Source organism: Corynebacterium sp. MSK071 (genome assembly GCF_030232125.1).
GTDB lineage: Bacteria > Actinomycetota > Actinomycetes > Mycobacteriales > Mycobacteriaceae > Corynebacterium > Corynebacterium kefirresidentii.
The window spans coordinates 33,453-57,574 of record NZ_JASPJA010000013.1 but is presented as its reverse complement, the minus strand read 5'-3'; the positions used below and the strand labels follow the sequence as shown (position 1 = coordinate 57,574).

The 24,122-nt window shown below is 58.7% G+C and carries 23 protein-coding genes; 11 read left to right on the top strand and 12 right to left on the bottom strand.

The window, feature by feature from the left end; translation table 11 throughout:
- Positions 1-43 precede the first annotated feature (43 nt).
- Positions 44-337, bottom strand: coding sequence for a hypothetical protein (locus tag QP990_RS10710; protein WP_284799175.1), 294 nt, complete (start codon positions 335-337; stop codon positions 44-46).
- Between the two features lie 192 nt (positions 338-529).
- Between QP990_RS10710 and QP990_RS10705 the strand changes: the two genes are divergently transcribed.
- The 6 genes from QP990_RS10705 to QP990_RS10680 all read left to right on the top strand — a co-directional run bounded on the left by QP990_RS10705 (position 530) and on the right by QP990_RS10680 (position 6,930).
- Positions 530-1,867, top strand: coding sequence for a glutamine synthetase family protein (locus tag QP990_RS10705; protein WP_023021141.1), 1,338 nt, complete (start codon positions 530-532; stop codon positions 1,865-1,867).
- 7 nt (positions 1,868-1,874) lie between these two features.
- Positions 1,875-4,946, top strand: a complete 3,072-nt coding sequence (locus QP990_RS10700; protein WP_284799173.1) for a bifunctional [glutamine synthetase] adenylyltransferase/[glutamine synthetase]-adenylyl-L-tyrosine phosphorylase — start codon at positions 1,875-1,877, stop codon at positions 4,944-4,946.
- Between the two features lie 97 nt (positions 4,947-5,043).
- Positions 5,044-5,388, top strand: coding sequence for a hypothetical protein (locus tag QP990_RS10695; RefSeq protein ID WP_284799172.1), 345 nt, complete (start codon positions 5,044-5,046; stop codon positions 5,386-5,388).
- Positions 5,381-5,848 (top strand): hypothetical protein, encoded by a 468-nt coding sequence (locus tag QP990_RS10690; protein WP_034660167.1) that lies wholly within the window; start codon positions 5,381-5,383, stop codon positions 5,846-5,848. Before QP990_RS10695 ends, QP990_RS10690 begins: the two co-directional genes overlap by 8 nt.
- Positions 5,849-5,993: 145 nt before the next feature.
- Positions 5,994-6,212: a hypothetical protein gene (locus QP990_RS10685; protein ID WP_023021145.1), complete on the top strand. Its 219-nt coding sequence runs from the start codon at positions 5,994-5,996 to the stop codon at positions 6,210-6,212.
- Positions 6,213-6,222: 10 nt separating this feature from the next.
- Positions 6,223-6,930 carry an AAA family ATPase gene (locus tag QP990_RS10680; protein ID WP_200288839.1) on the top strand — a complete coding sequence of 236 codons (708 nt, stop codon included), beginning with the start codon at positions 6,223-6,225 and terminating at the stop codon, positions 6,928-6,930.
- A 14-nt stretch (positions 6,931-6,944) separates the two neighbouring features.
- Here the strand turns inward: QP990_RS10680 and QP990_RS10675 are convergent, their stop codons facing one another.
- Entirely contained in the window at positions 6,945-8,252 is a 1,308-nt protein-coding gene (locus QP990_RS10675) for a nitrate/nitrite transporter (RefSeq protein ID WP_023021147.1), read from the bottom strand.
- A gap of 39 nt (positions 8,253-8,291) precedes the next feature.
- On the opposite strand from QP990_RS10675, the gene thrC reads away from it, so the two are divergent.
- Genes thrC through QP990_RS10655 form a run of 4 tightly spaced genes read left to right on the top strand, consistent with a single transcriptional unit; the run spans position 8,292 to position 11,270 of the window.
- Positions 8,292-9,734 carry a threonine synthase gene (gene thrC / locus QP990_RS10670; protein WP_284799168.1) on the top strand — a complete coding sequence of 481 codons (1,443 nt, stop codon included), beginning with the start codon at positions 8,292-8,294 and terminating at the stop codon, positions 9,732-9,734.
- 3 nt (positions 9,735-9,737) lie between these two features.
- Positions 9,738-9,884 (top strand): hypothetical protein, encoded by a 147-nt coding sequence (locus QP990_RS10665; protein WP_200288841.1) that lies wholly within the window; start codon positions 9,738-9,740, stop codon positions 9,882-9,884.
- Positions 9,862-10,695 (top strand): S1 family peptidase, encoded by an 834-nt coding sequence (locus tag QP990_RS10660; RefSeq protein ID WP_259825104.1) that lies wholly within the window; start codon positions 9,862-9,864, stop codon positions 10,693-10,695. The genes QP990_RS10665 and QP990_RS10660 overlap by 23 nt, the downstream gene beginning before the upstream one ends.
- A gap of 29 nt (positions 10,696-10,724) precedes the next feature.
- Positions 10,725-11,270 (top strand): NUDIX domain-containing protein, encoded by a 546-nt coding sequence (locus QP990_RS10655; protein ID WP_200288843.1) that lies wholly within the window; start codon positions 10,725-10,727, stop codon positions 11,268-11,270.
- On the opposite strand, the gene QP990_RS10650 is transcribed toward QP990_RS10655, so the two are convergent.
- The 3 genes from QP990_RS10650 to glnA all read right to left on the bottom strand — a co-directional run bounded on the left by QP990_RS10650 (position 11,267) and on the right by glnA (position 14,362).
- Entirely contained in the window at positions 11,267-11,647 is a 381-nt protein-coding gene (locus QP990_RS10650; RefSeq protein ID WP_023021152.1) for a hypothetical protein, read from the bottom strand. The two genes, QP990_RS10655 and QP990_RS10650, sit on opposite strands and share 4 nt — an antisense overlap.
- Before the next feature lie 74 nt (positions 11,648-11,721).
- The gene (locus tag QP990_RS10645) at positions 11,722-12,687 is read right to left on the bottom strand and encodes a TDT family transporter (RefSeq protein WP_200288844.1); all 966 of its coding nucleotides are present in this window, start codon (positions 12,685-12,687) and stop codon (positions 11,722-11,724) included.
- A 241-nt stretch (positions 12,688-12,928) separates the two neighbouring features.
- The gene (gene glnA / locus QP990_RS10640; protein ID WP_023021154.1) at positions 12,929-14,362 is read right to left on the bottom strand and encodes a type I glutamate--ammonia ligase; all 1,434 of its coding nucleotides are present in this window, start codon (positions 14,360-14,362) and stop codon (positions 12,929-12,931) included.
- A 118-nt stretch (positions 14,363-14,480) separates the two neighbouring features.
- Here glnA and QP990_RS10635 point away from each other — a divergent pair, with 118 nt between their 5' ends.
- Positions 14,481-14,954 (top strand): RDD family protein, encoded by a 474-nt coding sequence (locus QP990_RS10635; protein WP_200288845.1) that lies wholly within the window; start codon positions 14,481-14,483, stop codon positions 14,952-14,954.
- A 76-nt stretch (positions 14,955-15,030) separates the two neighbouring features.
- Here QP990_RS10635 and QP990_RS10630 read toward each other — a convergent pair whose 3' ends face one another.
- The 7 genes from QP990_RS10630 to sucB all read right to left on the bottom strand — a co-directional run.
- Positions 15,031-15,816, bottom strand: a complete 786-nt coding sequence (locus tag QP990_RS10630) for a DUF4191 domain-containing protein (RefSeq protein ID WP_023021156.1) — start codon at positions 15,814-15,816, stop codon at positions 15,031-15,033.
- Between the two features lie 81 nt (positions 15,817-15,897).
- Positions 15,898-16,962, bottom strand: a complete 1,065-nt coding sequence (lipA, locus tag QP990_RS10625; protein ID WP_023021157.1) for a lipoyl synthase — start codon at positions 16,960-16,962, stop codon at positions 15,898-15,900.
- 121 nt (positions 16,963-17,083) lie between these two features.
- Entirely contained in the window at positions 17,084-17,893 is an 810-nt protein-coding gene (gene lipB / locus QP990_RS10620; protein WP_239207507.1) for a lipoyl(octanoyl) transferase LipB, read from the bottom strand.
- Positions 17,894-17,973: 80 nt separating this feature from the next.
- Positions 17,974-18,366 carry a glycine cleavage system protein GcvH gene (gcvH, locus tag QP990_RS10615; RefSeq protein WP_023021159.1) on the bottom strand — a complete coding sequence of 131 codons (393 nt, stop codon included), beginning with the start codon at positions 18,364-18,366 and terminating at the stop codon, positions 17,974-17,976.
- 36 nt (positions 18,367-18,402) lie between these two features.
- Complete coding sequence (gene gcvT / locus QP990_RS10610) at positions 18,403-19,515, bottom strand: glycine cleavage system aminomethyltransferase GcvT (protein ID WP_239207509.1); 1,113 nt, start codon at positions 19,513-19,515, stop codon at positions 18,403-18,405.
- Positions 19,516-19,517: 2 nt separating this feature from the next.
- Positions 19,518-22,361 (bottom strand): aminomethyl-transferring glycine dehydrogenase, encoded by a 2,844-nt coding sequence (gcvP, locus tag QP990_RS10605; RefSeq protein WP_023021161.1) that lies wholly within the window; start codon positions 22,359-22,361, stop codon positions 19,518-19,520.
- Positions 22,362-22,653: 292 nt separating this feature from the next.
- On the bottom strand, positions 22,654-24,122 hold a 1,469-nt coding region (gene sucB / locus QP990_RS10600; RefSeq protein WP_284799163.1), incomplete at its 5' end, for a 2-oxoglutarate dehydrogenase, E2 component, dihydrolipoamide succinyltransferase.

Sequence of the window (24,122 nt, the reverse complement as noted above, 5' to 3'; positions counted from 1 at the left end):
ATCCTCGGCGGCGCAACCCCACGTGAAATACTTAACGAACTATTCAAGCGTGGCGCATCCACCGCTTGATTCCGCCAAGGTGAATTAGCTCTTTCATAATGGCGCGCAGCTTATCGCGCGGAATGAAATTTTCGTCCGGCGGAGCCATTTGTAGCCAAGCCTTGCGTAAGGCAGGGGAGGTAATCCGTGCCGGCACATGGGGGCTAGCACGGTAGATAATGGGGTAAGCATGCGGGCCTAAGACGTGCTCTAAATCCGCCGGTGCCCAACCATGTTGCGCGGCGGTGATGAGGCGTTCGATTACGTGAGCAGAAAGGTCATCGCAGTGGGTGGTCATAAAACTTCGTCCTTTAAAAGGTGTACGTGTGTTCGCTTGCTTCCTCAGCAAAGCATGCACATCAGTAGGCCCGTGAAGGAAAAGCCCCCGCTTGATACCCCCTAGATACTCTTGCGACCTGCGCATTTCGCCCTGGAAAAACTGTCGCATGAACTGCACATCCCTCGGAGGTGAGCCGGTAAGGTCTAAGGCATGAATAGCCAACACGAATTTGTCCTACGAACCGTTGAGGAACGCGATATCCGCTTTATCCGCCTGTGGTTTACGGATATTTTGGGCGCCCTTAAATCCGTGGTCATGAGCCCATCCGAGCTGGAATCGGCCTTTGAAGAAGGTGTTGGCTTCGATGGTTCTTCCGTGGAAGGGTTCTCTCGTATCTCTGAGTCTGACACCATCGCGTTGCCAGATCCCTCCACCTTCCAGATTCTGCCCTTTGATATGGATGAGCCGGACCTGCAATCGGCCCGCATGTTCTGCGATATCGCGCAGCCGGACGGCCAGCCCTCCATGGTGGATCCGCGCCATATCCTGCGCCGCCAGGTTACCGAGGCCGCCAATGATGGATTTACCTGCATGGCCTCGCCAGAAATCGAGTTCTACCTTTTTGAGCGTGGCCGCGAACTCACGGACTTGGTACCGACCGATAATGGTGGTTATTTCGACCAGGCTACTCATGATACCGCCCCGCTTTTCCGTAGGAAGGCGATGCTGGCGCTGGAATCACTGGGAATTGCCACGGAGTTTAGCCATCACGAAACCGCACCGGGGCAGCAAGAAATTGATCTGCGCCATGCGGACGTGCTGACCATGGCTGATAACATCATGACCTTCCGGCACGTAATCAAACAGGTGGCAACCAACTCCAACGTGCGCGCCACCTTCATGCCTAAGCCTTTCGAGCATCTGCCAGGCTCCGGCATGCACACCCACTTGAGCCTTTTTGAAGGCCAATCCAATGCCTTCCACGATCCGGACGATGAATTTTCCTTATCGCAGACTGGCCGACAGTTCATCGCCGGAATCCTGGAACACTCCACGGAGATGTCCGCCATTGTTAATCAGTGGACAAATTCCTATAAGCGCCTGATGTTTGGCAACGAGGCACCGGGTTCAGCAACCTGGGGTGTGTCTAATCGCTCTGCGTTGGTCCGCGTGCCCACCTACCGGCTTACTAAGGAAGATTCCCGCCGGGTAGAAATTCGTTCCATTGATGCCTCCATGAACCCGTACTTGGGTTATGCGGTGCTCTTGGCAGCCGGTCTGCGAGGAATCCGGGAAGGCTACGAACTCGATGATCCAGCTGAGGACGATGTCCACCAGCTCACCCGCCGCGAACGCCGGGCAATGGGATATAAGGATCTGCCCACCAGCCTGGACCAGGCTTTGCGCGAGTTTGAAAAATCCGAGTTCATGGCGGAGGTGTTGGGCGAGCACGTCTTTGAGTTCTTCCTGCGCTCCAAGTGGGATGAGTGGCATCACTATCAGAGCCAGATCACCACCTTTGAGCTGCGCAATAACCTGAACTTCTAGGAGAATAATGCGTCCTGCTGCTGTACCTTCACCGGCCACGCTTGGCCTTACCCGCCCGCATGCTGCTTCGGATATTGAGCAGCTGGGCTGGAATAACCCTGAATCGGTCAATCTTTTGTGGACCCTTGCGGCCGTGGGGGATCCAGACCTGGCCCTCAACAATCTCATCCGCATCTATGAACAAGTCCCAGAGCTCGATGAGGCTGTGCGCGCCAATGAAACGGTGCGTGTGCGCCTTTTTGCCCTGCTGGGTGCTTCGACCGCCTTTGGTGATCACCTCGCGGCAAACCCTGAGTTGTGGCGAGAGCTAGAAAAGCCCCTCCCACAGCCCGAAGAGATGCTGCAGAGCCTGCTCGGCGCCGTCGATGCCCAGCCCGCGGAATTTGCTCAGGATATTGATCGGCCCGATCCGGCGCGTGAGGATCTTAGCGCGCCGGGCACCTACCGCGCCGGCGAGGGAGAGCATAAGCAGGCGCTGCGCACGACCTACCGCACGTTAATGATGCGCATTGCCGCTTGCGATGTGGCCGGTACCTTCCATGCACGCAAGGGCCAGACCACACCCCAGCCGGAGGTAGGATTCCGCCAGATTACGGCTCTGACCACCGCGCTTGCCGATGCTGCCTTAACCGCCTCCCTCGCCTGCGCTGTGCGCACCATCTACGGGGACGAGCCTGTAGACGCACAACTAGCAGTCATGGCGATGGGAAAGTGCGGTGCGGGGGAGCTGAACTATATCTCTGATGTGGACGTCATTTTCGTCGGCAGTGAGGCAACCCCACGGGCAATACGCCTGGCGGCGGAGTTCAATCGCATTGGCTCCACCACCTTCTTCGAAGTAGATGCGAATTTACGCCCAGAAGGAAAATCGGGTGCTTTGGTGCGCACTTTGGAATCACACGTTGCCTACTACAAGCGGTGGGCGGAGACTTGGGAATTCCAGGCGCTCCTGAAAGCGCGCGCCATGACCGGTTACCTACCACTGGGGCAGGACTATCTGGATCAGATCCGCCCGATGGTGTGGACGGCCTCCCAGCGCGAGTCCTTTGTAGAAGACGTCCAGGCCATGCGCCGCCGCGTGTTGGCTAATGTTCCTGCAGAACTCAAGCATCGCGAGCTGAAGCTGGGCGTGGGTGGCCTGCGTGATATTGAATTTGCAGTCCAGCTCTTGCAATTGGTGCACGGGCGTTCCGATGAAACGCTTCGCGCATTATCCACAGTGGATGCGCTGGAGGCATTGGTTTCGGCAGGGTACGTCGGACGTGAGGACGGCACCCAGCTCATTGAAGCCTATGAGTTTTTACGCTTGCTTGAGCACCGATTGCAATTGGAGCGCTTCCGGCGAACGCACACGCTGCCCGATAGCGATGATGAAGACGGGATGAAGTGGCTAGCACGCATCGCCGGTTTCTACCCGCAGGGCACTCAATCCGCAGCCGAGCGCATGCTTTCGCACCTGCGCCGGATTCGCCTGCGCATCTCCGAGCTGCATTCGCGCCTGTTTTATCGGCCGCTTCTTAATTCTGTGGTCACCATGTCCGCCGATGAGCTGAAGCTCTCGCCCGAGGCCGCCAAGCTGCAGCTGGCCGCGCTGGGTTATAACCACCCGGACCGCGCATTCGAGCACCTGACTTCTCTGGCGGCAGGAACCTCACGCAAAGCACGCATCCAGGCGATCTTGCTGCCCACCTTGATGGAATGGCTTTCCGATACCGCAGACCCAGACATGGGCCTGCTGAACTATCGCAAACTTTCCGAGGCTGCGAACGATAGGTCGTGGTTCTTGCGCATGCTGCGCGATGAAGGAATTGTGGGCCAGCGGCTCATGCACATCCTGGGCACGTCACCGTTTACCTCGGATCTGATTATTAGCGCGCCGGATTCGCTAAAGCAGCTTTCCGACGGCGCCACTGGCCCCAAACTACTGGAAACCAAGCCCGAGCAGGTCTCCAAAGCACTGGTTAATTCCAGCAAGCGCCACGCCGACCCAGATAAGGCGGTGGCGGTGGCTCGCTCGCTGCGCCGGGTAGAGCTTGCCCGCATTGCTAGTGCGGATTTGCTGGGCTTTATGCCGGTCAAGCAGGTGTGTTATGAGCTATCTACCATTTGGGATGCCGTGCTGGAAGCTGCCCTTCGCGCCGAGGTGCGGGCATGGCGCCTAGCCAACGAGGATGCGGAGCCACCAGCGCGCATTGCCGTCATTGGCATGGGCCGGCTGGGAGGCATGGAGCTGGGCTTCGGATCAGATGCGGACGTGCTCGTGGTAGCAGAACCCGCCGAACAGGATGCTGACTCTGCTGCAGAAGGGGAGGCAGTGAAGTGGGCCATCGGGATCGTCGATAAGCTCCGGCGCCGCTTGTCTAAACCCTCGGGAGACCCGCCACTGGATGTCGACTTAGGCCTGCGTCCCGAAGGCCGCTCCGGTGCGGTGGCACGCACTATCTCTTCCTATGAGCGTTACTACCGCGAATGGGGCGAGTCCTGGGAGCTACAGGCTTTATTGCGCGCGGCCTTCGTTGCTGGGGATAAAGAGGTAGGCGAGCGCTTTATGTCCATGGTGGATAGCTTCCGCTATCCAGAAGGCGGCGCCAGCGCATCTACCATTCGCGATATTCGGCGCATGAAGGCACGTGTGGACAATGAGCGCCTACCGCGCGGCGCGGACCGCAATACTCACACCAAGCTTGGCCGCGGTGCGCTAACCGATATTGAATGGACCGTTCAGCTACTGACGATGATGCATGCCCACGAGTACGCCGAACTCCATGATCCGTCTACGCTGCGCGTGCTTGATGCTTTGGAAGAAACCGCTATCCTTTCCGCCGGGCAGGTATCTGACCTGCGCGAAGCCTGGCTAATGGCTACCGACGCGCGCAATGCGCTAGTGCTTGTGCGCGGCAAGCGCGTGGACCAACTGCCTGGACCTGGCCCGCAGCTGGCCCAAGTAGCCGGTGCCGCCGGATGGGCGCCGGAAGATAACCAGGAGTTTTTGGAACACTATTTGAAACTAACCCGGCATGCCCGCAAGGTAGTCGATGAAGTCTTTTGGGGCGAGGAGGAATCCTTCGAGCATTCTTAGAGTTGCCCTTGAAAATCCCCGGTGTGGGCATCGTAGCCTTACTTTTTGCACTGATGGACTCTAGAGTGGGATGGGAAAGAGGAAGGACTGGCTAGTTATGTCTTTTAAGCTGCAACTCGATGTGGATAACGCTACGGTAGGCGAGCTATCCGCATTGCTTTCCGCTGCGCGTGCTGCGGGCGGGCGCGACGGCGACGCCCTGCACCTTGATGGCACCACAGTGACCATTGAGGTCTCCACCCCTCGGGAGCAAAAGCCCACACCGCCGAGCCCGGAATCAGCGCCGCAAAATTCCCGCCAAACCCCTCGCTCTTGGGGCCGCGCCGACCGCATAGGGGAGGCCACCATTCGCTCCATCATTGATGCCCTCAATGATCGCGGCGAAAACCAGCGCGGCAATGACTACGGTTCTTTTAGCGATGGCGCTGGTTTCCATGGCTAAAATCAGTGGGGCGCACCGCCGCAAGCTCATCTATCTGTGGGTCTTTGTGGCCGTGGCCGTCATCGTGGCCATCGCAGTAGGGGTATGGGCAACCAACCGCGACAATCCACCCAAAGGGACAAAGACCGTGGGCGAGGCCGTGGCCGGTGGCGTAGTCCAAGAAGACGTTCCTGCGCAGGTCAATGGTGCCATTAAGGACGATAATTCCACCGATGCGAACCGGGTGACCTCCCTAGCTAAGGCATTGGGCATTCCCCTAAAATCCGTCCCGCGAGATATTACCCAGACCGAAAACGGTAAGTCTGATGTGCGCGTGTACCTTGAGCGTGAGCTGAGCAGTGCAGTGGAAGCCGGTGACATCAGCGAATCCGATGAAAAAGCGGTTCTCGTAGCTTTTGAGCGAGGCCTTGTTATGCCGGCTAGTGATGGGATTGTGGCGGAAAGCTACCCGGCAAACTAACCAGCCTTTACCGTGCAAGTTGGGGACGAAAATCCAGGAAACCCGCAGCTGCGAGGCATCGCCTTGGCAGTAACTCTTCCTAAGGTAAAACATCACAAATTGGTAACGGGCATAGTGCTCGGTGCCGAAGCCTTTGGAGGAGACTATGACTTTCAAGTCCACGCTATCGACCGCGGTGGGAGTAATCGCCGCCATCGCCATCCCCATCACCGGTGGGGTAGGAGTGGCCTATGCCGTCAATACCGTGCCGGCCGATACCATCGCCCAATCACTTCCCACTGGTGAACTGGCTGGCCACCTGAAAAACTTTGGTGCGGAAGCTACACGTGAAGACGCGCTGCGCATATTGGATGAGCTGAATTAGTCTAGAGGCCATGCTGATTGATGCCCTAAGCCTGAAATTTAAGCCCGATGACTACAGGGCAAAGCTGCCGGTTTTCGATTACTTGGCCGACCTAGGAAGCTTTAAGCTGCGGAGGCCGGTAACCGTCTTCGTGGGGGAAAACGGCATTGGTAAATCTAGTTTGCTCGCCGGTGTGGCCAGTGATTTGGGCTGCTCTCCCGAAGGTGGACGGATGGACGATCCCGATGAAATCGTTCCCCGCAGCCCCATTCGCTGCGTCACGGATAAAGTCATCCAACGCGCCTATTTCCTACGCGCTGAAAAACACGAGCATCTGATTGCACGCGGAGATTCATCAGACGAACGCGCAGGCCGCTCCACCTTGTCCCAGAATGTAGATTTATCTCGCCGCTCGCACGGACAATCCGTCTTCGACATGCTCTATGAGCACATCAATGGCCAAGGCGTATATGTCCTTGATGAGCCAGAATCGGGACTTTCCGTTATCCGGCAGCTGGCCCTAGTGGGGGAAATAGCCCAAGCGGTTGACCGCGGCGCGCAGATAATCATCGCCACGCACTCGCCAATTCTTTTGGCCTGCCCGGGGGCAGACATTGTGGAACTAAACGATACTGGCTTTGAACGCATCGCCTTCGATGAGGCGGAAGCCGTGGCGGCTACCCGTGAGCTTTTAGCGGATCCTGAAGGAACCATCCACTTTATTGTCAACCCCGAGTAACCATGCTCTGGCCTTTAAGAAACCTCCACGATGGTGACAGAAGGCCCATCCTCGCCAGCGCGGCGCCGCAGGAAGTGGGTGACTACCACACCAATCATGCCGACCACCCACACGGCTAGCACCGCCGCGGAGGCTGCAGTGAAATCCGGCATGGAGTAGTTAGGGGCAGCAGAGGAATGGTCCAGCACCATGCCGAAGAGCTGAGCGCCCAGCATGCCGGAGGTAAACCCGCCCATATTGCCCAGGCCCGTAGCAGTGGCCACCACGGATCGATCCATGCGCTCGCGCACGATATCGAAGCCATAGTTAGCCGTCGGCGTGCAGAGCGCGGTAACGAAGGACACCACCAAAATCGCGGCCAGACCACTGTCGGTGCCGAAGGTAAAGAAAATGAGCCAGGTCAGTACATGGACTGCTACGAAACCCAGGCTGAGCCACGGGCGGATATGCTGTGCGCGGGAGGAAATCTTGCCGTGCAATGGGCCGACGAGGACCAAAAATACCGCCAACAAGGTAAGCACCAGGCTGGACTTCGCCTTGGATAGCTCCATTCCTTGGGTCATCATGGGCATTCCCCAGAGCATGACAAAGACGATGAGCGGGAGCATACCGATGTAGTGAATGAAGTAGGCCTGCCATGCCACTGGGGAGCGGAATACCTTCTTTAGGCGAGCTGGGATGCTGGTGGCCTGAGAGTTGGGCGGTTCTTTTTCCGTGGGGATAATGCCCAGCTTTTCCGGTGAATCTGCCACCGCCACAATCGCGGCGATGGCCACGAGAATGCCCACCGCACCAAGGGTAACGAAGGCGGCGGTCCAGCCGGCTGCGCCCAGTAACCACAAGAAAGGCACCGCGGAGATGAACTGGCCCATCTGCCCTAGCGACGAGGTTACCTGGGTAAACATAGGCGTGCGGTGCAGCGGGAACCAATAGGGCAGGATGCGCATTACGGAGAGAAACGCCGTGGCATCGCCCGCGCCAATGAGCACGCGGGCTGCGATGGCTACGCCATAGCTAGTAGTAAAACCCAGCACTACCTGACCGATGCCCATAATGACGGCGCCGACTACCAGGAGCAGGCGTGGGCCAAATTTATCGATCAATATGCCGGTAGGAATTTGGGCTAGGGCATACACGCCCAGCTGCACGGAGGTAAAAACAGCGATACGGCCGGCATCAACATCGAAGCGCTCAATAGCGTCCAGGCCGGCAACGCCAAAAGAGGTACGGCCAGTAATCGCTACGAGGTAGACCGCCATGGCGGCCACCCAAATGCCTAAAGCTTGAGTGGTAATGACTTCTCTGGGATTCGGCTGCGACATGGCTGATACCTTACGCCTTAACTACTAAGATTCTTTTGTGTGAAGTATATTTCGACCCGCGATACCGCCCGTCAGCCCGCATCTTTTACGGATATTCTCCTTGGCGGGCTTGCCCCCGATGGAGGTTTGTACCTGCCAGAGAGCTACCCGCAGTTGGATTTCGCCACTTTAAATTCATGGCGCACGCTCCTTGCGGATGAAGGCTATGCGGCACTCGCGGCCGAGGTGCTCAAGCTTTTCATTGACGATATTCCAGCGCAAGATATCGAGGATATCGCTGCCCGAGCCTATACCAGCCCCAAGTTTGCAGACCCGGAGATCGTCCCCGTTACCGAACTGGGAGAGGGCCTTTTTATCGGGCACCTTTCTGAAGGACCTACTGCGGCATTTAAAGACATGGCCATGCAGCTTTTGGGGGAGCTTTTTGAATATGAGCTCGCCCGCCGCGGTGAGACGCTGAATATTTTGGGCGCTACCTCTGGTGATACGGGTTCTTCAGCAGAGTATGCGATGCGAGGTCGCCAGGGCATTCGCGTTTTTATGCTCACCCCGGCCGGCCGCATGACGGCCTTCCAGCAGGCACAGATGTTTGGTTTGGATGACCCGAATATCTTCAACATTGCCCTTGATGGCGTCTTTGATGATTGCCAGGATGTGGTCAAGGCGGTCTCGGGAGATGCCGACTTTAAGTCCACCTACCGTATCGGTGCGGTCAATTCCATTAACTGGGCGCGGCTTATGGCCCAGGTGATCTACTACATCTCCTGCTGGCTGAAGGTCACCGACAATGCCGAGCAGAAGGTTTCCTTCAGCGTTCCTACCGGCAACTTTGGCGATATCTGCGCCGGCCACATCGCCCGCCAGATGGGGCTTCCCATCGATCGTCTCATCGTGGCTACCAATGAAAATGACGTGCTAGATGAGTTTTTCCGCACAGGAAACTACCGTCCGCGCCCTGCCGCAGAAACCATGGCTACGTCTTCGCCGTCGATGGATATCTCGCGTGCCTCTAATTTTGAGCGGTTTGTGTTCGACTTGCTCGGCCGCGATGCAGCCCAAGCAGCGGAGCTTTTTGGCACGAAGGTCAAAGAGGGCGGTTTCAGCCTCAACCAAGAGAAAGTCGCCGCCGCCGGTCAAGAGTACGGATTCCTATCTGGCTCCTCCAGCCACGCCGATCGCCTCGCCACCATCAAAGACGTGCACGAGCGTTTCAACTACCTGGTGGATCCGCACACGGCCGATGGCATTAAGGTCGCCCGCGGGGCGCAGCGCGAAGGCGTGGAGACGCCCATCGTATGCTTGGAGACTGCACTGCCGGTGAAGTTTGCAGAGACCATCATAGAGGCCATTGGCTCTGCCCCCGAGCCGCCTGAGCGTTTTGCTGGCATTCTCGATACTGAGCGGCATGTTAAGGACTTGCCCAATGATGCTGCGGTGGTCAAGGATTACATCACCACGTCGATTCAGAAAACGGAGGTTTAGCTCATGGCCCTAGAAAATTTTGCCGGCCCAGAACACTACACCGAGTTTGACCCAGAAAAGTTCATCCGCGATCTCAAGGCCCAGGCGGAGATGGCTACGGATGAGGATGCTAAGGACGACGCCGGGGATGCGGGCGCGGATAGCAACTAGCGGTGGCGCAGTCTGCACGGCCGTGCTCCTCGCGGCCTGCAGCCCGATTCGGGGTGGGGAAGAACCAAGCTTTTCTGCCCTGTCTTATAAAAACCTCATTCCTAATGAGGTCTATTCCCCGGCCGTGGCGCCGATCGCGCCGGGCACGGCTCTTGAGCTCTCCGGCGATGACCCGCAGCCGGGTGCTTATTTCCAGTACCACTCTTGTACGGCGGCATGGTCATTTACGCTTGCCGACGCCCGCACCATCGCCGTTACCGCCGGCCATTGCGGCAAACCTCACGATAAGGTCTGGGCTGGCTCTGCCGACGGTGAGTTCAAATATCCCGCCGAGCCCATTGGTGAGGTCATTTATTCTGATAACTACGCCGAAAAGAGTTATGACCTCGACGTAGCTTTTATCGAAATCACCGGCAGTGCTGATTACTATGTCCCCGGGGAAGTAGACAATACCGTCGCCACCTCGCTGGCTCATCTGCCGCAGAAGGTGTGCAAGCTGGGCGTGGTTACTAATGAGACGTGTGGATCGCTATCCCATGATGCGGAAATTGCGCAGCTTACCTGGCAGGACCGCCAGTGGGATTCGCTTGCTGCACGGGCACACGTGTGCAGTACCAATGGCGATTCGGGCGGGCCGGTCTATGGCGAGGTAGAAGGCAAACAGACCATCGTGGGCGTGGTCTCCGGAACGACGCAATCCCTCGAAGAAGGGCGTTCCTGCGAGAACACACAGACGGATATGGAGCTGACTTTCACCTTGGCTACCGATATTCAACGGCTTGCCAAGAAGGTTCTAGGCCCGATGGCCTAGATCGGCAGCACTGGTCTACCCTAGGTGGCATGCCGACTCCAGATTTCATTGTTCAGCTGCGCGAAAAGATTGGTCAGGATCAGATCTTCGTGCCGGCCTGTAGCGCCATTATCCTCCGCGATGTACCCGCAGATGCCGCATTGTGGGAGGTTCCTTCCGTGCTCCTAGTCAAGCGCTCCGATAATGGTGTGTGGACACCGGTGGAAGGAATCTGTGAGCCGGGCGAGGAAATTACCACCACTGCGCTGCGAGAGGTCAAAGAAGAAGTCGGACTCGAGGCCAAGGTGGAAGCGCTTTTGGGCGTAGGGCAAACCGGCCCAGTGACCTATCCCAATGGCGATGAGTGCACCTTCATGGGAACGGCGCTGCGTGTATCGGTAGCAGAGGGCGCAGAGCCGGTCATTAGTGATGAAGAAAATACCGAGGCGGATTGGTTCTCGGTGGCGAAGCTTCCCGATAGCGTTTCGCGCCGCCACCGCCTCATGATTGCTGACGCAGTAGCCCAGATGAAACATCCCCGCGGCTTTGTTCCACGTATGGGCTGGATGAAGCGCAGCGAGCAACCAGGGCTTTAGGTCGGCTTTGTTGCGGCGTCGGCAAGCAGCTTGCACAGATGCTGCGGATTGCGGGCGGCGATAAGCTCTTGTGCAATGCAGTCGCGCGCAGTAGCGATGTCTTCTTTATCGCCGCAGGCAATCACCGCAGTATTAATGGTGATGAGGACCTTGCCCTGTCGCGCCAACTCATAGAAAAGCGGGCAATCATCTGCACTCCAGCGCCATGCTGTGGCGTAGAAGTCCCGTGCGCCTTGGCCCAGCCACGACGTCTCCAAGAGCAGGTGCTCGCCGTAGAGATAGATGCCGTTTCGCTGCACGCCGGCGAGTACCTGTCTTACTGCAGTCAGGTCCGCGCATTCCCAAGCGATGAAGGTGATGGGGGAGGAACTATACATCACCGGCGACCGTTGCGGCGCTTCGAATCTTCAAAGCTGGAGTCTCGCATAGTGGCTGCTCCTCTTTGCTCCTTTTATTGGCCTGTAGTGATAAGTGGCTCTTCAGGGCCTGTTTGCTTTTTGCCTTCCCATACCCAGCTCAGGAAGCGGGTGGAGCACAGCATCCAGTGCGCGGTGAGGAGAACCGGGATGGTGAGCGCAATGGCGTCGATAAGCTCGGAGCCATTGACCAATGCCAGCTGGTGGCCGCCCATGCTGACGGTTCCCGGCGGGAAGGTGCACGACCACCAGGCAGGGGAATAGGGGACCCACCGAGCTACATTGGGATAGAAGGTAAACATCGCGTAGATGGATAGCGGAATGGCGATGATGAGGGCAGTCAGGCCGTAATAAATGGATACCGGGCCGGGGAAAAGAATCTGCATAGCCGTGGTGGACTGGCCTACCACGCCTAGTGGTACCCAGGCAGTGGCTGATTTCGCGCCGGTAAAATCCACCTTCCCGTGCCATGCGGCCCAGTACACGCGAGCAAAGGTCGGCACCGCCGTTACCAGGGACATGAAGAAAAATATCGTGCCCATTACGTGGTAGAACTGGCCGTAATCGTGAGCCAGCCAACCAGAAACCGAGGCCGAAATCATGGGGCCAACCAGTGGCAGGCCCCAGGTGAACTTCGGCTCGCCATCAAAGCGTGTGAGCTGGATAGCCCACGTGATAACCGTAATTGGGCCACCGATCCAAAAGCCTATGAGGCGGAAAGTAGGAATGTCCGTGAGCCCGGAAAGCGCGGCGCCGAGCGCCAAGATTCCGATGAAAAACATCGACCATTCCGCCATTGTGGTGCGCTCGAAGCTGGGATGGCGGTAGCGCAAGAAACCCGCGGTGAGGACGACAAAGATGACGCACGCAATGGCGGCAAAAATGCCGGCCAGGATCATCATGCCTTCTTCCACGAGTAGGCGCGAAACGATGGAGGTGCCCATGAGGCTGCCTCCCCACGCGGGGCCGGGGGCTGGGAGTTGGCGGAATCTATCAGTCACACCCACATGTTAATTTCTTTCGGTCGGGTTATCAGAATTTTGCTCTCGTTTGGGCTGGTGAGAACTCTCGCTAAGTATGGATTTAGGGGCGGGGGTCAAGCCTAGATCATCTTGTGGCATCGATCGCATCTCGCGGGGTCGGCTTAGAAAAAGCAAGTCCCGAGACCCACTGAAGGTCTCGGGACTGAGCTTTGTAGGCGCGTGCCCTTTCGTCCCCTATAGGACGCTGGCTAGCGCAGCTTTAGCAATCGAAATACATCTCAAATTCCTGCGGGGTCGGGCGCAGGCGAACGGGGTTAATCTCGTTCTCGTACTTGTAGTTGATGTAGGTCTCGATGAGGTCCTCGGTGAAAACATCGCCTTCGGTGAGGAAGTCCATGTCCTCCTGCAGGGCCTTGAGGGAAGCCTCGAGGGAGGTCGGGGCCTGCGGGATGGATTCAGCTTCTGCAGGCGGCAGCTCGTAGAGGTCCTTATCTACCGGAGCGTGTGGCTCGATGCGGTTCTTTACGCCGTCGATGCCGGCCATCATCATGGCGGCAAAGCCCAAGTACGGGTTGCCGGATGGGTCCGGAGCGCGGAATTCGATGCGCTTAGCCTTCGGGTTGGAACCGGTAATCGGGATACGGATTGCAGCGGAGCGATTGCGCTGGGAGTAGACCAGGTTAATCGGAGCCTCGAAGCCTGGGACCAGACGGTGATAGGAGTTCAGCGTTGGGTTGGTGAACGCAAGCACAGCACCAGCGTGGTGGAGGATGCCGCCAATATAGTAGCGGGCGATATCGGAAAGACCTGCGTAGCCGGCTTCATCGTGGAACAGCGGCTTGCCGTCCTTCCACAGGGACATGTGGGCGTGCATGCCGGAACCATTATCGCCGGCCAACGGCTTGGGCATGAAGGTGGCGGTCTTGCCCCACTGCGCTGCGGTCTGCTTGACCACGTACTTGAAGGTCTGAATGTCATCGCCCGCGTGCAACATGGAATTGAAGCGGTAGTTGATTTCGTTCTGGCCGGCGCCCACCTCGTGGTGGAAGCGCTCGATGTGGAAGCCTACCTTTTGCAGGTTTTCCACCATGGCGTCGCGCACTTCACCGTGCTTGTCATACGGAGCGGTGGGGAAGTAGCCGCCCTTCAGGCGGGTCTTGTAGCCGGTGTTCGGGGTGCCGTCGAAGTTGGTTTCGCTATCGCGGTTCCACCAACCTTCATCGGAATCAACCTCGTAAAAGCCGTGCTGGACGTCGGTGCCAAAGCGTACGGAGTCAAAGAGGTAGAACTCGGCCTCAGCGCCAAAGTTGCAGGTATCGGCGATGCCGGTGGACTGCAGGTACTCTTCCGCCTTGCGCGCGATGTTGCGCGGGTCGCGGGAGAACGGTTCAAAGGTAAATGGGTCGTGGACGAAGAACTTGATATTCAGGGTCTTGGCCGTGCGGAACGGATCAATATGCGCGGTGGCTGGATCCGGCAGCAGGGTCATATCGGACTCATCGATGGTGGTGAATCCGCGGATAGAGGAGCCGTCGAAAGCGAGGCCGCTTTCGGCATCTTCTACGGTGAACTCTTCTGCTGGGATGGAAAAGTGGTGCTCGGTGCCTGGGACGTCCGTAAAACGGATATCGACGAATTTTACGTCCTCGTCCTGAATAAATTGGACGATGTCCTGCACTGTCTCGAAAGACACGTTTGTCTCCTCGTTGTTGACCGGTGAATTGTCTCTCTATAGCCTACTAGGTTCTCGCCTTAGGCATCGCGATTCCCCTCGTTTCACATCTCACTTTCCGCCCGCTAGATTGGTGAGCATGGCAGATAAGCGTACGTGGCTCGACGGCCCAAATATTCCGGGCGAATACGATGATATGGAAGGCCCCGGTCGCTGGCCGGGAGAAAAGCTGGGTCTTCCGGAGTCCGGACCGGGGTCACTAGCTTCCGTTGGCCGCCGCGCCGGCGCTGTGGCGATTGACTGGATCGTGTGCATGCTCATCGCCAACCTGATCCACATGTTCACCACGGAATTCGGCGGTGTGGCTTTCTTGGGCTACGCGCTGTGGGTAGTCATGGGAATCGCATGTGGTTGGCTCTTTGCTCGCACACCCGGCATGTTGCTTTTAGGCATGGGTGTTGCCCGGCTTGACGTTCCCGGTGCCCGCGTGGGCCTATGGCGCGCGGCGCTGCGCACGGTGCTCACCGGTGTGCTGTTCCCAGCGGCCATGGTTGATGCGGATGGACGCGGAATGCATGACCGCGCCACCGGTACCATCGTTATTCGCTCCTAAGTCGCCCGGATTTTCCGGGCAAGAGAAAATCCCTGCCACACCTCATATGGTGCGGCAGGGATTCGCTTTAGGCGCCCTACTTATTTTTTTTGCGCTGCTGGGCGCGGCGCATGCGGCGATTCATGCCGGCCATGTTCTGCGCCTGGTGGGGCATTGGACCCTTGGGCATGCCCGGGGTGGTACCCGGCATGGAGTCCATGGCCTCGATGCGGCGGATGTTTTCGTAGGTTTCGTTCTTATTAAAGTTGCGCGGCAGCTTCATGACCTTATTGCGCAGCTTGGAAACGGGAACCTCGTCCTCGCCGTTGCCTACGAAGATCTCGTAGATGGGAACGCCGCCGGCGATCTTGTCTACGCGCTTCTTAAGCTGGTTGAGGGTAGGGCGCACGCGGTTCTTATTGCCTTCGCACACGAAGATGACGCCCGCATTGCCGATGACGCGGTGGATAAGATCCTGCTGGCGGGTGGCGGCCACGCCGGTTTTGACGGACCAGACGATGCCCACGGTATTGCGCAGCTGCTGCTCGAGTGCCCAGCCCGCAGCACCCGGCTGGTCTTCCACGCGCTTGTACATATCGCGCTCAAGGCGGCGGGTAAATAGGAACATTGCGAGCAGCGCGCCGATGCCCAAGCCCAGGATGAGCATGAACCACTGGCCGTTGAAAAGCGAGCCGATCAGGAAGAAGAGCAAGCCCATGCCCAGGAAGGCGCCCAGCATGATGGGGATAAGCGCCTTATCCTGCTTGCGCTGCATATTAAATGCTTGCCACATTTGGGACCAGGTTTGCTTACGCTGCTGGCGCTTGGCCGCGCGTTCTTGCTTCTTTGCAGCCTTTAGTGCTGCCTTGTCATCTTTCGCCATGGCTCCTACTTTAAAGGTCAACGGGCATGAATGTTAAAACGGCCCACGCGGAAAGCGCAGGCCGTTATGAAAACGTGTGGTTTAGCGGACGGTGGCCGCCGCCGAATTCGCATTAGCCGGAGCCTTGGCCATGCGGGTGGTCACGGGTGTTTCTTCCGATGGGCCGTATTTCTCCAGCAGGGTGGAGGCCTCTTGGGCGGTAGCACCCTGGGAGGTTTCCGCCAAGTGCTTGAGGTTTTCCGGCAGCTCGAAGCCGCGCTTTTCCATGGCCTGCACGTAGAGACGGCCGGCGCGGTAGGACGAGCGCACCAGTGGGCCGGACATGACGCCGCCGAAGCCGAGCTCCTTTGCCAGCTTGGAGTGAGCCACAAACTCCTCTGGGCGCACCCAGCGCTCAATCGGGTGGAAGCGCGGGCCGGGGCGCAGGTACTGGGTGATGGTGATGATATCGCAGCCAGCAGAGCGCAGGTCACGCAAAGCTTCCTCGACCTCTTCCTCGGTCTCGCCCATGCCCAAAATCAGGTTGGACTTGGTAATGAGGCCATAATCATGTGCCTGGCGGATGACGTCCAAGGAGCGCTCGTAGCGGAAGGCCGGGCGGATGCGCTTAAAGATGCGCGGCACGGTCTCCAGGTTGTGCGCGAAGACCTCCGGCTTGGCCTCGAAGACCTCCTCCAGCAGGTCTGGCTTGCCAGAGAAATCCGGGGTGAGGTTTTCCACGCCGGTGTGGGGGTTAAGCTCGTGAATCTTGCGCACGACCTCGGCGTAGAGCCATGCACCCTCATCGGGGAGATCATCGCGGGTAACACCGGTAATGGTGGTGTAGTTAAGGTCCATTTCCCGGATATTTTCGGCTACGCGGCGCGGTTCATCGCGGTCTAGTTCTTCCGGCTTGCCGGTGGCAATATCGCAGAAGTCGCAGCGGCGGGTGCACTTATCGCCACCGATGAGGAAGGTAGCCTCGCGGGATTCCCAGCACTCGTGGATATTCGGGCAACCTGCCTCCTGGCACACGGTGTGCAGGGAGGCCCCAGCCACGCGGGACTTCATGTCCTCATAGCCCGGGCCAGTGCGAACCTGGTTGCGGATCCAGCGTGGCTTTTGTTCGATGGGTGACTCCGCATTCTTCTTTTCAATGCGGAGCATCTTGCGTCCTTCAGGCTTAACAGTCACAAAAACTCACTTTATCGGTTGATGGTGGTGATGGCTAATAGCTCTTCTAGGTATAAGTCGCCGCGGTCACATCCTATTCCGCGCCAGCCCCAAACTAGGGTTCTTGCCGCGCTTGTCGACGCCTCTGTCTAGCCCTTTCATTTGCCACCTTCGTGGGATCAGGGGCTGAGCCAAAGGTGTGGTCGGCGACAATGAGGCGGCCCGAGAGGGCGTCATCAAGCGCCTGCAAAAGCGGTTGGGTGGCATCCTCGAGGCTGACCTGGCGTCCGAGCTCCAGCGATAGGGTGGTGACATCGGCGTCATCGATGCCACAAGCCACGATGTGGTCGTAGTATTCCAGCGTATTGCAGCAGTTAAGCGCCAAACCGTGCATGGTCACCCCGCGAGTAATGCGGATTCCAAGAGCGGCAATCTTGCGGTCACGCTTCGGAGCGGAGGGATCCTTGGCTTCGGTAGTGGAAGGAACCCACACGCCCGAGCGGCCATCGATGCGCCCGGCGGTGGTTACCCCCATCTGGCGGACCGTCTGGATGGTGGCCTCCTCGAGGCGGCGGACATAGTCGACGACGTCGACGGGCTCGGCCAATTTGATAATGGGGTAGATGACCAGCTGGCCTTCGCCATGCCAGGTGATGCGCCCGCCACGGTCAACGGTGATAACGGGCAGGCCGTTATCTGGCATATCTTCCGGTTGGGTGCGCTTGCCGGCGGTATAGATATTGGGGTGTTCGACTACGAGCACCACATCGTCTTGTTCCCCCTTGGCGCGCGCGGCTGCTACCTCGGCCTGGTAGTCCCAGGCCTCCTGGTAGTCCATCCGGCCCAAGAAACGGACCTCTAGTGGTTTATCGGAGGCGCGGATAGAACGCTCGGCGGGGAAGAAAGGATCGCGTGGTGCAGTCATAGACTCAAAGTTTCCTCTGGTGCGGTGGGCAAAGCAAAGCGGGAGGGTGCGCGTGGCACACCCTCCCGCGTGGGGTCGAATTAATCTAGGCCGTTGGCGGATGCATAAGCGGCAGCATCCATGAGCTCGCCGGCCTCATCAACCTCAACCTCGAAAAGCCAGCCCTCGCCGAACGGGTCGTTGTTGATGACAGCGTAGTCATCGTGCACATCCTCGTTAACGGCCTTTACGGTGCCGGTGACAGGGGAGTAGAGGTCAGAGACGGACTTCGTGGATTCGACCTCGCCACAAGACTCGCCGGCGGTAACGGTATCGCCTACCTCCGGCAGTTCGGCGAAGACGACCTCACCGAGGCGGTCAGCAGCCACGGAAGTAATGCCGATGCGCACGGTAGCGCCAGCAACGGCATCGGCGGCAGCGTTGACCCACTCGTGGTCTTCGGAGTAGGAAAAATCTTGAGGAAGGTTAGCCATGGTGATGTGGTCCTTTCGGGCTGGTTGAAAAGATGCTTACTTGTCGCGCTTATAGAACGGCAACGCGGTTACTTCAAAAGGATAGCGCTTACCGCGAATCTCCACCTCTACAGCGGAGCCGGGCTCGAGGTTCGCGCCGGTATTCAGCAGCGCGATGGCCACTGGGTGTCCCAGAGTGGGGGAAGGCTGGCCGGAGGTGACCGTGCCTACCTTCTCATCGCCCACGAAAACCTCGGCACCGGCGCGGGCTGCGCGGCGCTGCTCGGAGGTGAGACCGGTGATCGCTACCTGCGGGCCTTCGGCGGCGCGTTGGCGGACGACCTCGGAGCCGACGAAATCGGCCTCCTTTTTGGCAAAGGCACGGGCCATGCCCGCCTCTACCGGGGTGATGTCGCGGGAGAGCTCGTTGCCGTAAAGAGGCATGCCGGCCTCGAGGCGTAGGGAATCGCGGGCGGCGAGGCCGCACGGCTTGAGGTCGTATTCTGCACCGGCCTTGAGCAGCTCTTCCCACAGCTGCGCGGCATCGGAGTTGTACACAATGAGCTCGAAGCCATCCTCACCGGTGTAGCCGGTGCGCGCGATGATGGCAAAGGTGCGCGCCACCTTACCCATGGTGGCGGCGTAATAGCCGAGGTTGTAGACCTCGTCCTGCTTATTGTCTTCCACCAACGGGACGAGGATTTCTGCGGCCTTAGGACCCTGGACGGCGATCATGGCCACGTCACGGGACTCGTTCTTCAAGGTGACATCGAAGCTCTCGGCGCGCTTGTTGAGCTCGTCCCACACGGTATCGGCGTTGCCGGCATTCGGGACGACGAGGAATTTATCTTCCTCAAAGCGGTAGGTAATGAGGTCATCGATGATGCCGCCGTCCTCGGCGGTGATCATGGAGTACTTGGCCTTGCCCACCTTGAGGGGCTCAAAGTTGGAGATGAAGGCATAGGACAAGAACTTGCCGGCGTCGGCGCCGTTGACCCAGATTTCGCCCATATGAGACAGGTCAAATAGACCGGCGCTGTTGCGTACAGCGCGGTGCTCGTCTAGCTCGTTCTGGTACTTCAGCGGCATGTTCCATGGGCCGAAGGCCGTAAAGGTGGCGCCGAGTTTCTCGTGCTCGGCATTGAGTGGGGAGGTAAGAAGTTCGGTCATGTTTACTCCTCAGAATCGTCGATATCGAATGCTTCCGGCGGCGGGCAGCTGCAGACCAAGTTGCGATCACCATAGGCCTCGTCGATGCGGCGCACCGGCGGGAAGTACTTGTAGCTGTGGCGCAGGGATTTCACTGGCCAAGCGGCTTTTTCCCGGCTGAAGACAAAGTCCCACGTATCGGCGCTAACGGACTCCGCGGTAAACGGAGCATGGTGGATGACGGAGCCTTCGTAGGACACCTGGCCGTCGATGATTTCCTGGATCTCGGCGCGGATGGTGCGCATTGCCTCGATGAAACGATCCAGCTCGCCCAAGTCCTCGGACTCGGTGGGCTCCACCATGAGGGTGCCGGCCACCGGGAAAGCCAGGGTCGGGGCGTGGAAGCCAAAGTCTACGAGGCGCTTGGCGACGTCCGCGGCGGTGACCCCAGAGGCGTCGGTAAGCGCGCGCAGATCCAGGATGCATTCATGGGCCACCAAGCCAGCATTGCCGGTGTAGAGCACAGGGAAGGAATCTTCCAGGGACTTGGCCAGGTAATTTGCGCCCAAAATTGCGTGGGCGGAGGCTTGAGCAAGTCCCTGCGCGCCGCTCATAGCTAGGTATGCCCAGGAAATCGGCAGCACACCGGCCGAGCCGTACTTGGTACTGGTAATAGGCACGCCTTGCCCAACCGGGGTAGCAGTGGTTGCATCCAGCTGCGGATCCGCGGCATTGGTGGGCAGGAACGGGATAAGGTGCTCGGCCACTGCTACTGGACCCACGCCTGGGCCGCCACCGCCATGCGGAATGGTAAAGGTCTTGTGCAGGTTGAGGTGGGACACATCGCCGCCGAACTGCCCTGGGCGGGCCCAACCGGTCAGTGCGTTCATATTCGCACCGTCAATGTAGACCTGGCCGCCCACCGCGTGGACTTTATCGCAAACATCGCGAACCTCTGGGTCAAAGACCCCGTGGGTGGACGGGTAGGTCACCATGATGCCGGCGATGTGGTTGCCATGCTTGGCAATCTTTTCATCCAAATCCGCCAGATCAATAGAGCCGTCGTCCGCGGTCTTTACCACCACAACGCGCAGGTTAGCCAGCGTAGCCGAGGCCGCATTCGTGCCGTGTGCGGAAGCCGGGATGAGTACTACATCGCGCTCGTTATCGCCATTGGCTACGTGGTAGCGGCGGATGGCCAAAAGGCCGGCCAGCTCGCCCTGGGATCCGGCGTTGGGCTGGATGGAGACCTTGGCATAGCCGGTAATCTCGGCCAACCAACCTTCAATCTCCTCGACCAGTGCGCGCCAGCCAGTGGTTGTCTCTTCCGGGGCGTAGGGGTGGATGCCAGCAAATTCCGGCCAGGAAATCGGCTCCATGGCGGCGGTGGGGTTGAGCTTCATGGTGCAAGACCCCAGCGGGATCATGGTGCGGTCAAGTGCTAAGTCCTTATCAGCCAGCTTGCGCAGGTAGCGCAACATCTGGGTTTCGGAGTGGATGCGGTTGAATACCTCGTGCTGGAGCGGCTCCTGGCTGCGCTGCAGGCTCTTAGGCAGGTCGAAGTCAGCCTCAGTCGCCTCAGCGCCGAAGGCTTGGGCGAGCTTGGCGACGTCCTCCTTAGTCGCCGACTCACCGAAGGACACCGATACCTTGTCCTCACCGATCGCGCGCACGAGGTATCCCTCCTTCTGGAGGTTTTCCTTGATGCTGGTGGCATCCACGCCGGCGACGGTGACTGTATCGAAGAAGTCTTCAGATACCAGCTGCTTTCCGGCATCCTTGACGGATTGGGCGAAGCTGGAGGCAAGCCCATGCACGCGCTGTGCGATAGCCTTGAGGCCTTGCGGACCGTGGTAGACGGCGTACATGGAGGCGACATTAGCTAGCAACGCCTGCGCAGTACAGATATTAGAGGTGGCGCGCTCGCGGCGAATGTGCTGCTCGCGAGTCTGCAGTGCCAAGCGGTAGGCCGGGCGACCATCCGCGTCCTTAGAAACACCGACGATGCGGCCAGGCATCTGCCGCTTGAGTTTTTCTGTAACCGCCATATAAGCAGCGTGCGGGCCACCGAAGAAGAGCGGCACGCCGAAGCGCTGGGAGGAACCGAGTACAATATCGGCGCCCAGTGAGCCAGGGCCTTCCAAGAGAAGCAGGGAAAGCGGGTCGGTGACCACAGCGGCTAGCGCGCCGCGGGTATGCAGCTCTTCGATGAGGGAAGAGGGATCAAAAATGTCGCCCTCGGTGCCGGTGTAGGCAATGACGGCGCCAATGAGGTCCTCGCCTACGAGGCCTTCGCGCAGGTCGACGATTTCCACCTCGAGGTCAATCGCGCGGGCACGCTCCGCGGCGACGGTAAGCACCTGCGGGTGCAGGCGGGAATCGAGCACTACACGGCGGCCCTTCTTTACCGCACGGGACATAAGGCCCACGGCCTCAGCCGCAGCAGAAGCCTCATCCAAGAGAGAGGCATTCGCAATCGGTAGTCCAGTGAGGGATTCAATCATGGTCTGGAAATTCAGCAGCGCTTCCAGACGCCCCTGGGAAATCTCCGGCTGGTACGGCGTATAAGCGGTATACCAACCAGCATCTTCTAGCAGACCGCGGCGGATGACCGCTGGGGTGAGGGTATCTGAAAAGCCCTGACCATAGAAAGGCTTTAGCACAGTGTTCTGGTTGGCGTACTCCCGCAACGTAGCCTGTGCTTCATCCTCCGAGAGTGCCTCAGGAAGCTGAGGCAATTCTGCGGCGCGGATCTTGGAGGGAATGGCGGCATCGACCAGCGCGTCCACGCTGTCGTAGCCTACCTTCGCAAGCATGGTGGCCTGCTCCGTAGAATCCGGCCCTAGGTGGCGGGAGATGAATTCCATGTCAGTGAGACTCCTTAGTGGGGGACAATGGCTATAACCGCCCTAATTATATGTTTAATAATGGGTGAGCCGATCCCCCTTGAGAAACTTTTATGCACCGCATCACTGTCTAAGGTGGCTCCAAAGGCGCTCACCACGGGCTTAGGAGGAACGATCGCGAAAAGCCTCGAATAAAACGGGATGGATGGTTCGGCTAAAGGCGGATCTATCACCCCCACTTGGCACCCCAGACATGGCAAAAGCCTCCCAGCCCCGCGGTGGGGCTGGAAGGCTTTAAGCGGCGATAGAACCTTTAGACTTCGAGGTCTGCCTGGAAGTCCGCGATCTGCAGGCGATCCTTGATGGTGGTGATGAAGCGGCCTGCGTCCGCACCGTCAACCACCTGGTGATCGTAGGTGAATGGCAGGTAGCACATCTGGCGGATGGCAATGGCATCCTGGCCGTTTTCGTTGACAACCACCGGACGCTTCTCAATGGCTGCGGTACCCAGAATGCCGGCCTGTGGCGGAACCAAGATCGGGGTATCGAGCATGGCGCCCTCGGAACCGATGTTGGTCACGGTGAAGGTAGCACCGGTCAGATCGTTCGGCTTCAGCTTGTTATTGCGGGCCTTATCAGCCAGCTCCGCAATCTGCTGCGCGATCTGCGGCAGGGTCATGTCCTGTGCCTTGTGGATGACCGGGGTGAGCAGACCCTTCGGAGTATCAACAGCGATAGCGATGTTGACGTCCGCGTGGTAGGTCATCTCCTTGGTTTCTGGGTTATAAGACGCATTGACGTTCGGGTGGGAGACTAGGGCCTCAGCGGTAGCCTTCACGATGAATGGCAGGAAGGACAGGTTGGCACCGTGCTTGTCGATGAATGCCTGCTTGTTCTTCTTGCGCATATCCCAGATGGCAGTCATGTCGACTTCCTGTACGTGGGTAAGCTGTGCGGAAATCTGCAGCGCCTCTACCATCTTGGAGGCGGTGATTTCGCGAATGCGGTTAACCTTCTGGGTGGTGCCGATAAGCTCCTGCTTGGCCGGATCCACAGACTTGGTGGACCAACGAGCGCGTGGGGAGTTATCGGATTGCGCACCAGACTTGGCAGGTGCGTCTCCTTCGCCAGCGGCAGCAAGCACGTCCTGCTTGCGGATACGGCCACCGACGCCGGTGCCCTCAACGTTGTTGAGGTCTACGCCGTGCTTGTCAGCCAGCTTGCGTACCAGTGGGGTGACATAAGGAACGTTGTCGCCGTTGTTGACCTTCGCGGAGGTATTGAGAGAAGAATCCTGCTGGGTTTCCTTCTTGTCCTCTGCCTTTGGCTCCGGCTTCTTATCTTCCTCTGCCTTTGGCTCTTCCTTCTTTTCCTCTTCCTTCTTTTCTTCGGCCTGTGGTTCTGGCTTGGAGTCGGAGGAGGATGCGGTGGCGTTTTCGTCGCCGATGCGGGCGATGACTGCGCCTACCTCGATGGTGTCATCTTCGTCGGCGAGGATTTCTACCAGGGTGCCTGCTACTGGGGATGGAATTTCGGTGTCGACCTTGTCGGTGGAGACCTCGAGCAAAGGCTCGTCTACTTCGACGGTGTCGCCGACGGACTTGAGCCACTGGGTGATGGTGCCTTCGGTGACGGACTCGCCAAGTTCTGGCATTTCCACGTCGGATGCATCGCCGGAGCCGCCGTTAGAAGAGTCAGCCTTCGGCTCTTCCTTCTTTTCTTCGGCCTGTGGTTCTGGCTTGGAGTCGGAGGAGGATGCGGTGGCGTTTTCGTCGCCGATGC